Below are 13,503 nucleotides of genomic sequence, written 5' to 3'. Positions count from 1 at the left end.
GGTCCTCCGGAGGTTGTCGTAGCGGGCACAATCGGCGATCGGTGCATGACGGAGCGTCAGTGCGGCCGGCGTCATGATGTTGGCCGGTGGGGCGGGTTCACGTTGACGGGCCAGGATATTGAGAACGACATCGGCCGAATGGACGCTGTGACTGAGCGCTTCGGCACAGGCCGCTTCCACCGCGGGCAGACCGTCAGTCAGCACCGCGTTGAGGATGTCGACCATCTGCCGATTGCCGTCGTCGGTGCTGGCAAGCTTGCGCCGGATCCGCTCGATCGCGGCTGGCAGCACCCAGTCTTTGAAGGGAGCACCGTTGCGCAAGGCGCCGGGTTTGCGGGCGAGCACCGGCACATAATGCCAGGGGTCGTAGACGGTATCGCCGCGGCCAAAGGATCGCGGGTGCTCGGCAACGATGCGTCCATCCTGACGGATCACGATGCGATCGGCATAGGCTTGAACCTCGACCGGTCGTCCGACTGCGCTGGCTGCGACCGAGTACTTGTTGTTGTCGAAGCGCACCAGGCAGGTCTTCGAGACCGATGCCGTCACCGCATGGAAGCCGTCGAAGCGGCCGGCATAGGGAACGAGTTTGGGGCGTTCGGCTTCGAACACTTCCCAGATCGTCTGATCGACCAGCTCCGGATGGCGATGAACCTTGGCGTAGGCGATGCATTTGTCGAGCAGCCAGGCGTTTAACTCGTCGAGGTTTTTGAACCGCAGCCGCGGCGTGAAGAAGCGTTCCCTGACCAGCCCGACCTGGTTCTCGACCTGCCCCTTCTCCCAGCCCGACGCTGGCGTGCAGGCGACCGGATCGACCAGATAGTGGCTGCACATCTGCAGGAAGCGGCGATTGTAGAGACGCCCTTTACCGACGAAGATCGTCTCTACGGCGGTCTTCATGTTGTCGTAGATGCCGCGGGTGCAGGTGCCTTTGAACAGGGCGAACGCCCGGTCGTGGGCGTCGAACACCATCTCCTGCGTCTCCCGCGGATAGGCCCGCACGAACAGCATGCGGCTGTGACAGAGCCGGACATGGGCGGCCTTCACCATCACCGTGGTGCCGCTCAGCAAGACCACCTCGTGGCTCCAGTCGAACTGGTAGGCTTCGCCTGGGGCAAAGCTTAGCGGGACATAAGCAGCCGCGGTCGATTGCCCGCGTTCCTTGCTCCACCGCCTGGCGTAACGCCGCACCGCATCGTAGCCGCCGTCATAGCCACGGCTGCGCAGCTCTTCGAAGATCCGGATTAACGTCAGCTGTTCACGAGCCGGTTTGGCCGCGTTCGCCGCCAGCAGTCCGTCGAGCTCTACTGCCCATCGTCCCAGCTTTGGCCGCGGCTGCACTTGCCGCTCGTACTCGAAGGAGGTCTCTCCTGACCTCAGCACCTTCCGGACCGTGTTCCGCGACACCTTCAGGTCACGGGCAATCTCCTTGATCGTCTTGCCCTTGATGAAGTGCTCGCGCCGAATCCGCGCAATCGTCTCCACGATCAGCATCCTCGACCACCTGCTTCATTCCAAAGCAGGCAGCGCAACAGACCAACCTATAGGGGGTCAATTTTGGACGCCGATCCCCCGGCTTAGGGGGTCAATATTGGGCTCTGACGCAATTTTGGTGCAGCTCCGATTATTCTGCACCGATTAGCCTGGCCTGAAGGAGATCGATTTTCCCGCGACCGTACATCTGCCTTCTCACGAGCTTGAGGCGGGTGATCTGACCTTCAGTCTGTCCGTTGGACCAGGGCGAAGTGATTGCCGCCCGAACCGCCGCTTCATCCTTCGTGACGCCGCTGGCGAAGGAAGTCACGAGACTGGCGCGGGCGCGGTCGATCCACGGCGTGAGCCCTGCTTCGGCTCTGCGCCGGATCATCAAGTGGAATTCGGCGATGATCTCGCGAGCCTCGACCAAGGATGGTACGCCAGCTTCGATTGCCGCGACCGTGACGGTCTCTGCTTTCGTGAGCAGATCTCCGCCGATTGTCATGAGGCGCGCGATCGTTCTGGCCGATGGAATCCGCTGAAGTTTTCGTGCGTCGGGCTTTTCAGCCCTTCGTCTGCGGGTCGCCCACTCGCTGATGACGCGGAGCGAGCCTCTGAAGCCACGCGCCGTTAAACGACGCCAAAGTTCAGCCCCGTTTCGGCAGCCGGACGCCCACTGATCGTCGAGCCACGGCAAGTGTAAGTCCAACGAACTTTGCCGGGTCCGGAAGACATCGTGTCGTTCGCCGCGAATCGCCTGCCGTACCAGCTGCCTGCTGTGACCAGTCTGACGCACGATCTGCTTGATGGGTATGCCATTCTTCGACAGAGCCAGGATAGCCGCATTGGTCTCCTCGCGGCGCAGATAACCCTCATACTGGATCCGCTCTGCGGCTGTTAGCAGCTTGGGATCAATCGTGGTCGCGCCGATCACTGTGCGTATCTGGCGCATCGATTTGCGAACGGCATCGAGGAAGGCCCGACTGGCGTTCTCCATCAGATGCCAACGATCTGCAACCTGTACCGCATGCGGTAAGGCTCTTGCTGTCGCTTCGCCATATCCCCCACCACGGTCACGGGCAACGATCGCGATCGTGGGATGAGCAGCGAGCCAGGCTTGGGCAGTTGCGGGCTCCCGATCCGGGAGCAGGGTGACTACTCGGCGCCGCTCCAGGTTGCAGATGATGCTGGCGTATCTGTGGTTGCGCCGCCAGGCCCAATCATCAATGCCGATAACCCTGAGCGGATCAGCTGGCGGACGGCTACGGCGTCGGACCACGCGAAGGAGCGTATCCTTGCTCACCGGCAGCATTAGCCGTTTTGCGAAGCCTGCTGCCGGTCGACCGCCAAGTGCCAGACCGAGGTGATGGACGATAGAGTCCAGCCTTGCCGTGCGTCGCGCCGACGGTGCCAGCACCCCTTCGGCGAAGCGCTCGGTGAAGATTTGGCGCCCGCATAGGACGGCGCCGCAACGGAAGCGACGAGCAATCACCAGAAGCTGTACGATCCGCCCCGAAAGGGGAAGATCAGTCACACGACGCCGGTATCGGCTATGGACGCGTCGGGAAACCGTTCCGCAAGATGGGCACAGACCAATGCTTCCCGACGCCCGGACCGCAATAACAGCCTTATCACCTTCGTAGTACGCACTCTCTACAACAAATCCACTCGGCACCAGACTGGAGCGCTGGAGTGCCTGCTGCATGGCGCTGATTCTCCCCCAAATCAAAGCGCCAGACATCCCTCGAACTGCATCAAAAGTGAGTCAGAGCCAATATTGCAGGCCGAATGACAACGCCTTCTAAGTCTGCCTGGATCAATCTGGTCGACCTGTCGCTGACTGCGCTTCCCGCCCTCGATGCGTCCCATTTGCCGCTCGACCCGATCGTCGCTTTGGGTAGCACCACTAACAATCAGACTCGCGAGAGCTTCGCCGCTGAGGCCAAGGCGATCGCTAACCGGCAGGTGCGATTGACCTGGCTCGCACCGAGCCGCGACGAGAATGCAACCGGCACGGCATTGCAGCAGAAGGAAGCCGACATCTCGATCAGCTCGGATCATGGCCCTTCCGCTGAGCCCGAAGCCCCCGCTCCCGTGCAAGGAGGCCGCGAACGCGGCCTCATCCTGCATAAGTTGATGGAAGAGATCCTGACGGGCGAGACCGATGAGAGTCGTTCGGCGCTCGCCACACGGGCTGAGGGGCTTATCCGGGCTCTCGGCAGGATTCCGGCAGGCGATCCGGCAGCCGGACTCGCGCCGGAGGAACTGGCGGACTGTGTCGTGCGGACGCTTGCGCTCCCTCAAATCGCTGTGCTCCGGCCCACACTGCTTGCCGAGTTTCCGGTCTATGCCATCCGGGGCGAAGACACCGACCTTGTGGCAACGGCGGGCATCGCGGATGCCCTAACGGTCAGCAGCGACGGTCGCCCCGCCGTGATCGTCGATTGGAAAAGCGACGTGAACCCCGATCATCAGTCGATTGAGCACTACCGCTCGCAGGTCCGCACCTATCTTGACGTGACCGGCGCCGAGCGTGGTCTGATCGTGCTGATGAACAGCGGTACGGTCATCACCGTCATGCCCTCGCCCCGTATGATGGCAGCTTGAGCGAGGTGACCCAATGTCCTTTGGCAAAACTCTTCAACTGCTCACAGCAGCGCTTGTCGGACGGCAAGGCCCCCGGTGAGGCAAATCGGAGCTTCCTGTCAGCGTCCCCAAGACGGTCCACGTGCCATCGACCTCCTTTATTGTATTTCAAAATCTCCTTTTCCATCGACCGAGTGCGGCCGGTCACATGCCTTCGCCTTTTGGATAGCCTCTCTCTGGTCTCTGTTGAGTTAGGCGAATATGATTGTACATTCGCGTTCCATCGATTTTTAATTGAGTGAATATCCGTAGTTCATCGCTCGCCGGCAGATATCCATAAAAGGACTATACATGGAGCTGTTCGACTTGGATTTGCTCCTCATTCTCGAGCGTCAAAGAAAATGAAGCGCGTCCCTCAGAGACGCCTGGTAGTGCACCCGTGCTGCAATTTTCCGGAGCTGGATTCCGACAACTCCGCGCGTGCCAGCTCGAAGGGTCCTTTCGAACCGACATGCATTTGAAAGCCGCCATCGTTGACGAATATGGCGCCCAGTCGACCGACCCTTATCGCAATTGATTGTCCGGCGATATTTGTCGAGAGATCGAATTTGCGACCCTTCCTGTACTCGCGAACCTTGTAGGAAATAGAACGAGAAGGGGAAATTACCATGGAGACAGACGAATGAGGCGCGTTTCCTTGCGCTTTGTAAGACGAAATGACACTGGCGCAGGTGGTCGATAACCCCTGGATCGATGATTGGCCCGCGGTGAGGCTGTGAACGATCAAACAGCAGGCTCGTCTCTTTGACGTGCACCCCGATCAATATCTTGGAAAGCCAGCGAGCCAGAGAAAATCTCTCCTCGCGATGTACCACGTCGCCACGACGGAAGAGGGGCCGAACGGCAGTTTCGATATTCGATAAGAACTCTGTATTGCACTCGATGCAGCATGGAACGGCCAGCTTGCGATACGGGATCAACGACTCCGCTCTTTGACGAGCGCGCGCGTCGCCGCGAACTCGCGGCCGAACCATCCGATCGCGCTACGGCCGCCCATTGGTTTTTCCCCATGCGATCATTCTGGTCTAAATTACGCTACACGAGATAGCGATCAAAGATCCTTCAACTCCACCCCGTGGCTGCGGCAAAATGTAAGGATTGTCTGAACGTCACCGCTACGCAGTTGAGTCTGAGACCACAGATCGTTTTTTGAAAATCGGCTTAGATCGTCAATTCGCTTTACACCCATCCTCCGAAGGACCGCCTCAATATGCCTTGGAAAACTCGCCGAGAGGTCGATCTCAGCCGAAATTCCTGCAGATTGTCGGCCCTCCAGCCTGCGAGCACGATCCTTGAGCGTTGCGATTACGGCCTTGGTCAGATGCTTCGAGAGAGACGCGTCGCTGGCAAGTAGGAACTCTTGCAGAGTTTTTATGTGCATAGAATGCAAGATCATCATCTGCCGCGTCGTGAGCCCAAGATCTCCCAGACCGTCGCTCGACGCGCCGTCTCGGCCGGCGAGCCGCTTATCCAAGGATTCGTTCGAGGCTGTTATTTCAGGTGGAATTGAAGAACTTTGAGGTGGAATTGAAGATTTTCTACGCGCAGGTTTCGAACGGATGCTGGGTCTCAGACCCAAAGCCGCCTCCGTCAATCGATCCTGGATGACGCTCCGGGCGACCGGTCCCCAGATCAATCCCCCGACGCCGGATTGAAGGTCGTCGCGCAGACTGCCGATATTCCTCCACTTAAGCCTGCGCTGTGTACCGGCTTGGATCATGCCTCGGCCGTCAACCAACTCCTCGAGTCTCTCCTGAAGATCGACTTCGAACCCACGCGCGTACGGAGTAAAGACGAACTCGCTTCCGGTCAGTGCGCTTAAGTCCAGATTTTCGGCGTCAGGAAATTCCTGGAGAAAGCCCGGAATGCCCAGCTCTGGCAGATCGTCGGTGTCGACAACATCAGACCATCGAGAAACCTCCATTTGAAGCGTCGCGAGCCATTTGCAGACGCTTCCGGAAAAGGAAAGGATCAATTGGTTCTTTGCACGCGTCATAGCGACGTAGAATTCGCTCGCGTTGCGAAAGACCTCCTGCTCCGGGGCTCCACTCGGTGGAAGCTGCCCGTGCGCGCAGTTGACGATCACCATCGTGTCGAATTCGTAGCCCTTTGTCTGTTCCAAGTCTGAAAGAAACCGGGAACCGTGAAGAAACTTCGAGGCTCCGTCGAGAACGGGAATGCCGATCTCGTTTCCATATTGTTGCACCTCGAAACCGGAGTAGCCTACGATGGCTATGCAACCCGAGTGGCTGGCCCCACGGCGCTGCGCAATTTCATCGTTTGCATCCAGCAGCTTTATTGCTGCGGCGATTTCCATGCTGAGATTCTCAGCCTCAAGTAATAAGGGTTCAGAAGCCGACCTGTAGGAAAGTTCGGGGTCCGAAATCTCCAGCTCCCCCTGTTCAAAATGCGATTCTGATAAGTTCTGGGTGAGAATCTGATGAGCGAGTCTCAATATTTCTCGGCTGTTGCGGTAGTTGCGAACGATCCGAGATGACCTCCCTTTGACGTCGATGCCGGCTGCCTCAAATGATTGATGTTTAGGTAGGATGTGCTGCGCTGCATCCCCGCAAAGAAAGAGATCGTTCTTGTCCGGAGCGACGAGTTTTCGAATAATCGAAAGCTCGACGCTACCAAAGTCCTGCGCCTCATCGACAATAATGGACCGGTATCGCGGAGCGATTTCTTCGATGTGTCTCGCGACCGCAGTGACAACGCCCATGTAGTCAATGACGCCGACTGCCGACATCTTCCGCTCCCAACCGGCAAGCCCTTGGAGTATTGCGGGTCGGTGATTTTCTGAGATTTTGTAACCACGGCCTTGCCGCAAAATTGCTGCGTACTCATTTCGATTCTCGCGCGGGAGTGCGCTTCTGATCCAATCGAACTCTTCGGAGATGTACTTTTCCGCGTCGATTGATTGCGAGGTAAGCAACCGGTGCATCGGACGGAGCACCTCTGCGTCCCTCACGTTGCTCAGGCAACGATAGAACTCCCGATAGACTTCGTCCTTGTGCTCCTCCAAGCCCCAAGTCACATCGCTATAGATCCTCGAATTCTGAGGCTCAAACTCCCGCAGCAGGGTCTGGCAGACGGAGAAGAGCGAATTGACTTCTATCCGCCCCCTTAAAGCTGCATCCGATCCGCAGGCATGATCTACGATTTCTGAGATGAACTCACATAAAGCCCGGTTCAAGCTAAGGACGAGGATTCTGTCGGCGGAATACTCGCGTGCAAGGCGGACGGCTCTCTTGACCGCGATACTGGTCTTTCCCGATCCGGTCACACCGGATAGCTTGGCAGGACCGGCATAATCGGCGGCGACATGTCGCTCCTGCTCCGGATGCATGAACAGGAACCAGTCGAACGGATGGCTGGTCTCCATGAAGCGCGATACCCACTCGCTGTATTCCACTGAACCGAGTTGGACCTTTCTCGCCCCATCCCCCAAGTCCAGTTCGAGCACTTCCTCGGCGGACAGCTCGGAGATAGGCTTGAACGCGCCAAGATGGAGAAGAGCGCGGTTCTCCGCCTCTTCGATCGCTCCCCCATTCAGGAGCACAAGGACGTCGAAAAGAGTCGCGCGAAGATTTTCGTCTGCTATGTGCTCCACAGCGCGCCGTATAAGATCGTCTGGACTTCCCGCTCGGACCTGTCTTATCAGCTTGACCTCGCGGAACGGACGGTCGCCAAATAACCGCTCGGACAGGTCCTCCGGCAATCTATCGATTAACTCGCCAGACCAATTGTCGGGCTGGTTGCTGATGATCACGCCGCTGTCGGTGTCGGAAATCTTGGTCTTGCCGAGCGAGTGTCCCGAAACGGCGCCGATGGTAAGCCCGCGGTGCTTGTCGAGCCAGTCGTCAGCCTCGTCGTGATCACCAACGAACAGGAGAAATACGCAACCGTTGCCCGCAACGGTGATCAGCCTGCAGAAATCCGACAGATCGTATTTCACACATCCGCTAATGCGGCTCTCGCCGTTTTTGGTTTTGCGAAGACTTTGGAACGGGTCGTCAAACAATCCCACGCTACTACGCATTGCCAGCACTTGGTCGGCCGCTTTGCTCTTGCGGCCGCCGGTGATCTTCATTGATCGCAACGCCTTCAAGAACTCCTTCGTTTCAAAAATCTCAATATCCATTCCACTCCCACTCCAAAACAGCTGTCCGCTGGAAATAGCCCGCGCTTGTGCTTCGCGCCCAGCCAATGGCCACACGTTTCCCAACGTTCGAAATAGCTTCGCCGGTTAAGGAGATTTTGCGATTGCACCCACGGCTGATCATTGGCCTATTCTAAACGATGCTCGCTTTGGTAGAAGTAGGCTATGAAGTACATCTTGTTGACAACGGGCGGTTTCCGGAATTGGGCCGGCTTGCTTGCCGAAGAAGTGTTCGAGTATTTGCTCGGATGCGTCGAGGTCACGCCTTTCATTGGTCAACGGCTGCGGCTCAGCGAGGGGTGAGCATAGCTTTGAGGACGCGTTGCCCGAAATAAGGGTCCGTGCGCCGCCAACCGCGACGATCTCCACAAAGGAGAATTAAAGGCATTTGAAACGATGCCGGAGAGCATATTTCATATGACGGCTGTCGGTTCGCCCGTGGGAGTTGAATCCAGCCCGGACCCTCAGAGACTTGGTCCCCAGTCCTCATGTTCGAGATTTTCTATGTCGCTTCGACGAATATTCACACTCAACCAGGAGCCCCTGCTCGAGCAATGTTACGCATAGTCCAATCTATCCGAGGTACGGAAACCGCTCTATACCGTAAGAAATCAACAGCTTAGATCAGTTGTGTTGCGAAACTGTTGCGGCAACCCCCGGCTCCGCCACGGAAGGAGGGGCCTTCTTCGGCTTAATTAGCCTCGGCCGTTTCCTTGTTCGCGCCTCGTCATGTTTGGTCTCCCTTGTTCGGCGCTCACTTGCGCGCCCCATGGTGGAAAGAAGGTGGACAGTCGTCGCGATAGGATTGACCCGGCGGTAGATCATACGAAATAATTCAATCATAGAATGAATTGATACTCAAAAGGCTTGGCCATATGACCTTCTCGGCGGGACGAAAGGCGTGCGCCTTGCTCGCCTCCGCATTCCTCGGCGGCTGTGCCATCCATCCGCTGCCAGATGATGTCACACATCTTTCCACGTACGAGATCGTGCGCCAGGTGCGCTGTGAGACCAGGAATGCGCTGATCGAGTCGATGCTCGGATTTCTGACGGACGAACGTAACAACAAGCCCCTCAAGACATTCGACGGCCGGCCGTTCAAGAAACTCGACGATCGGTCGTTCACGATAGGCCGGCAAGTCGCGAAGGATTATGACAATCGACCTGACTCAATCCTCACATTCGATCCTGGAACACTATCGGGGCTCGCCCAGGAATTGGTGAGCACGCTCTATCATACCGGCATAGCCTACAACTTCGACCTTCAGGGGACCGTGACGAACAACGTCGATCCTGAAGTGAACTTTCTTCGCCCTATTCCTCTCTCCACTCAAGTCGGACTAAAGCTGAGTGGCACGTTCGACAGACAACGACAGAATGACCGCCAGTTCACGATCACCGACAATGCAGGAGACCTGATCCGAAAGGTTCACGCGGATTACTGCAAGCGCTCGATCGTCCAGGAGAACTTCGTGTACCCGATCGCCGGCCGGGTAGGAATGGACAAGGTCATCCAGGACTTCCTCGAGCTATCGCTTTTCGCCAATCTCAGCGGCGACGGTAAGGACGTCACCAAAGTGACGGGTCCGCCGACGATGGTCGACCAACTCGAATTCCAGACCACGTTCGGCGGCACGGGCACTCCGAAGATTACCTTTCTGCCGATAGGGGGCGCGTTCTCAGTGAGCGATGCAACGTTAGGCGTGACCGCAACGCGTCAGGACATCCACAAACTGACCGTCGGACTGTATCTCGACTCGACGGGTGCGAAGGTCATCGGAACGTACCGCGACGACATTTTCGGCGGAACCCTGATAACGGCATCGGGAGGCATACCCGAAAGAGGTGCGGCTCAAGCGGTCGAACAATTCCTGAGGCAGAAGTTATTCAAACAGACGATCGTCATCAAACAATAGTTGGATCCCATTATGGCAAAAAAACCTGATAAGACCAAGAAAGCAAAGACCAAATCAGCCTCAGCTAAGAAGACAAAGAAGGCCGTTAAGAAGGCGAGGAAAACCCCGACAAGGCGCCAACCTCCCGCAGGTACGCCGCCTGAACGGAAACCTAAGACTGTTTCCGACTCAAGGGTGAGCGTCTTCGGCATGGCCGAACTCGTGAAGATGTTCCATGAAGCGGGCAAGGAGAGCGAGCTTAACCGTATCTTGGGACCCCAGCCGAGGGATCGGGCCGTAAAGATCGACGCCGGCAAGCTAACCGAGATCAAGAATTTCGTCCGTTCGCAGCGCGAATGGGATGCTCATCCGCTGACTATCGATATGAATGCGGATAACTGTCAGGACGACGATCCCTACTGCGTTCATTGGGGGCACCGGCGAACTTTCGTTCGCGAGTGAGACCCAGGTGAACGACAAGGGGGACAGGTTCATCTTACACCGCCATTCAAGACTCCGGCTCGACTATCACGCCCGTATAACCCGGAGAGCAGTCATGGCCGACGTCCAGACTTCTTGTGGCTCCGCGGCAACACGGCTGCCTCTCTCATCCGCATCTCGGCGCCGGGTCGGATCGAGGAGGTGGTCGAAGGATACATGACGTTCCAAATAGTTTAGCGACACTCCGGGCCGTGTTGTGCCGATGGCGACAATTCGCTCCACACCGAGTTCCCGCCCCTTTGCCAACGATGCCACGAATGGATCACCGAGCGTATCGTTAAGCCAGAAGACATGCTTGCTGCGCTTCGGGATGTCCTTGACGCCGAGCAAAAGCACACGACCGCTGGCCGCACAATCGAATAGCGATACCCATAGCTTGGTTTCGGCCTCATTTTCCGCGACGATCGCCACGCGACCGCCGTCCGCGATTTCGTAAGGTGCGCGCTCTCCGGGCTTCAACTGCGGCAGGTCGGGATCCTGCGCAGTGGCAGCAGCGATCGCTTTGTCCCCGCAGTCCAGGAGCCACAAGCGAAGCAGTCCCGGAAGATCGCGGCACGTTCGCGCCATTCGAATCGGCATCTGGTAGTCGCGATAATGTTCGACGACTTCCCGCGCGAGGTCGAGGCGGTTTGAAGGGATCGCGGCCAGCACCGGTTCGTGCTCGTTATCCCCCGCCCCGTGGACGTCATCGACAAGAGCCCACCCCTCCCCGAATCGGACGAGCGTCAATTCGGCGTCCTGCGGCTGAACCAGTTTGACAAGAGATGAGCGTGCAAGCGCCTTCGTCAGATCCTGGTCCTGATGCGACAGGGCGACCTGAAGGCGGTCCGGATCTCCGACGGACACGAGACGACCGCGCGGGGCTTCGGGCAGTTCGAACGGCTTCATCGCCACTCCCGTGCATGTCGCGCGATCGGCATCGGTGACGAGGATCGTGCCTTTCCGGTCGGCAATGTCCTCGGGGCTGGCCAACGCTCGAAACGATGGAGGCTCTGGCCCATACACTCCAATCTCGGCGCCGGGAGTCACTCCAGCGAGTCTCCCGACGTCTAAACGATAGCCAGACGTCTCCCGAACTATTGCATAGCCCTGGTCGACGACTTCGTCCGTGCCGAAGCCGAACACGCGGCGACCGAAGCTTCCGAATAGCCATGGACTCTGGTGCGAATTCGCTGCGCGCACTGACGCCTCGATATCACGCCAGATCCTTCCCCAACGCAGTTCGGAAAGGTCACCATCTGGCACGGCCGTCAGCCGGGCACTCAGCGCGCGCGTCAGTTCGCCGTAGGCGAGCTTGCCTTCCCCCACCGATTCCCGGGCACGCTCGACGTCGCGACACGCGGCGACCACCTGGCATCGTTCGATCGAACCCAGCCCGGCAGCAACACCCCGGATCGGATCTATCGGCGCAGCCGTCCCGGTCGACACTTCGTAGGTCATGCCCGTCGGGAAAAAGCGATCGCCGGTCGAACCCATGTCGCGTGTAGCACCGGCGGAACAGCAGCAATCGAGGATCATCGTGACCGCAGGCGTGCGCGATGCTATGCGCGCGATCAGCGCGTTCAACTCCCAATCGAAAAGGAGACGATATTCGGCACCCGACTTCTTGTCCCTGGGAAGCAGGGCCTCGCGCGAGAAGCGCCGCTTGTCGCCGCACTCGACGAGACACTGGGTACCGTGGCCCGAGTAGTAGATGAAGACATGGTCGTACGCATTCACCTCGTCGCCGCCCAGGCGCGTCAGCTCGGCGCGCATGTTCGCCAACGTTGGAACGCTTTCCGGAACGTCGGTTTCGTGCCGGTCTCCGGTGCGAGGGGCGGCCAGGCGCCGGATCTGCTCCCGCCGGACACCGACCCGATCGATCAGCAACCGTTGTATGACGTCGATGTCGTTCACGCACCCTGTCAGCATTCCGCCGCCATCGTAGGCGTCGATGCCGATCAGGAGGACGTGGTGCCGCCCACGCATGGCTATCCCGGCGGCTTCGGATATATCTGGGCGGCGAATGCGTGATCATCCGCCGTGATATCCGTTCCGCCGACGATCGGCTCGCCGTCAAGCGTCAATCGTCCGTCAATCTCGTAGCACATGATGGAGTTCGACTGGGCCGGCGTTCCCAGAAGCGACGATTCTTCGAGAGGCGTGAGAATTTGGTCTATCACCTCTTGCTGGGTCCATCCCTGCGATTTCATGTAGGCGTCGATTACCTTCTGACGGTTCAACCGACTGACCAATGCCTTTCGCATGTGCTCATGCGGGAATCCGAGCGTGTGACCGGCTTCGTGACGCACAACGCGGTGAAATTCGGAATCCGGCGTCTGCATCGTGAAGGCCTCGAGATTCATGGTCGGCCGATCAGGATGGATAAGAAGGATGTCGGTGCCGAGGTACGACCAATAGCCGTCCTGCCCTGGAGCGGCCTCTTTCGCGCTCCAGCGCGCGATGCGTACCTGCGCCTGGTCGGCGGATTCGACGAACAGAACGTTCGCGGTCTTGCCCCAAGCGTTCAGGTGCAAGAGGATCCGATTGCGCAACGCGAGCTCTGGCTGATCGAGGAATCCGACGGTCAGATTGACACCTTGTCTGCCCCAGTAACGGGTGACATCGAGGGCCAGCCGCTCGCCGTCGCTTCCTGTCGGCACTTCAGTCATCTCGAAACCGGGCGGGCGGTTCTCTGGATTGACGGCGATCGCGTTGGTCGCAGCCCGCGGCCATTCTTGGCGAGGCAGATATCGCGGCGCGCAAGCGATACGGCGACTCGATCCCACCATCGGTCTCTCCTTTCGACGGGCATCCGCAATGCTTTACAAGCAATAGCCTATC

General features: G+C 58.4%; 8 protein-coding genes and 1 pseudogene. 4 read left to right on the top strand and 5 right to left on the bottom strand.

Annotated elements, in window-relative coordinates; translation table 11 throughout:
• Positions 1–3 precede the first annotated feature (3 nt).
• Positions 4–1,494, bottom strand: a pseudogene (gene istA / locus AB7535_RS38835) (IS21 family transposase); the annotation flags it as partial.
• A gap of 130 nt (positions 1,495–1,624) precedes the next feature.
• Positions 1,625–3,181, bottom strand: coding sequence for an ISL3 family transposase (locus AB7535_RS38830; protein WP_439036634.1), 1,557 nt, complete (start codon positions 3,179–3,181; stop codon positions 1,625–1,627).
• Between the two features lie 83 nt (positions 3,182–3,264).
• Here AB7535_RS38830 and AB7535_RS38825 point away from each other — a divergent pair, with 83 nt between their 5' ends.
• Positions 3,265–4,083, top strand: coding sequence for a PD-(D/E)XK nuclease family protein (locus AB7535_RS38825; protein ID WP_439037570.1), 819 nt, complete (start codon positions 3,265–3,267; stop codon positions 4,081–4,083).
• 1,090 nt (positions 4,084–5,173) lie between these two features.
• Here the strand turns inward: AB7535_RS38825 and AB7535_RS38820 are convergent.
• Entirely contained in the window at positions 5,174–8,266 is a 3,093-nt protein-coding gene (locus AB7535_RS38820) for a UvrD-helicase domain-containing protein (RefSeq protein ID WP_439037569.1), read from the bottom strand.
• A 183-nt stretch (positions 8,267–8,449) separates the two neighbouring features.
• On the opposite strand from AB7535_RS38820, the gene AB7535_RS38815 reads away from it, so the two are divergent.
• The 3 genes from AB7535_RS38815 to AB7535_RS38805 all read left to right on the top strand — a co-directional run bounded on the left by AB7535_RS38815 (position 8,450) and on the right by AB7535_RS38805 (position 10,641).
• Complete coding sequence (locus tag AB7535_RS38815) at positions 8,450–8,587, top strand: hypothetical protein (protein WP_439037568.1); 138 nt, start codon at positions 8,450–8,452, stop codon at positions 8,585–8,587.
• 572 nt (positions 8,588–9,159) lie between these two features.
• Positions 9,160–10,200: a hypothetical protein gene (locus AB7535_RS38810; RefSeq protein WP_439037567.1), complete on the top strand. Its 1,041-nt coding sequence runs from the start codon at positions 9,160–9,162 to the stop codon at positions 10,198–10,200.
• 12 nt (positions 10,201–10,212) lie between these two features.
• Positions 10,213–10,641 carry a hypothetical protein gene (locus AB7535_RS38805; protein WP_439037566.1) on the top strand — a complete coding sequence of 143 codons (429 nt, stop codon included), beginning with the start codon at positions 10,213–10,215 and terminating at the stop codon, positions 10,639–10,641.
• Between the two features lie 66 nt (positions 10,642–10,707).
• On the opposite strand, the gene AB7535_RS38800 is transcribed toward AB7535_RS38805, so the two are convergent.
• Both AB7535_RS38800 and AB7535_RS38795 read right to left on the bottom strand, forming a co-directional pair.
• Positions 10,708–12,648, bottom strand: coding sequence for a caspase family protein (locus tag AB7535_RS38800; RefSeq protein WP_439037565.1), 1,941 nt, complete (start codon positions 12,646–12,648; stop codon positions 10,708–10,710).
• Positions 12,649–12,650: 2 nt separating this feature from the next.
• Positions 12,651–13,451, bottom strand: coding sequence for a hypothetical protein (locus tag AB7535_RS38795; protein WP_439037564.1), 801 nt, complete (start codon positions 13,449–13,451; stop codon positions 12,651–12,653).
• Between the last annotated feature and the right edge of the window lie 52 nt (positions 13,452–13,503).

Origin of the sequence: Bradyrhizobium sp. 956_D2_N1_4 (assembly GCF_052076025.1) — a bacterium.
GTDB lineage: Bacteria > Pseudomonadota > Alphaproteobacteria > Rhizobiales > Xanthobacteraceae > Bradyrhizobium > Bradyrhizobium barranii.
Note: the sequence above shows the minus strand (reverse complement) of the source record. Positions and strands in the feature narration are given on the sequence as shown.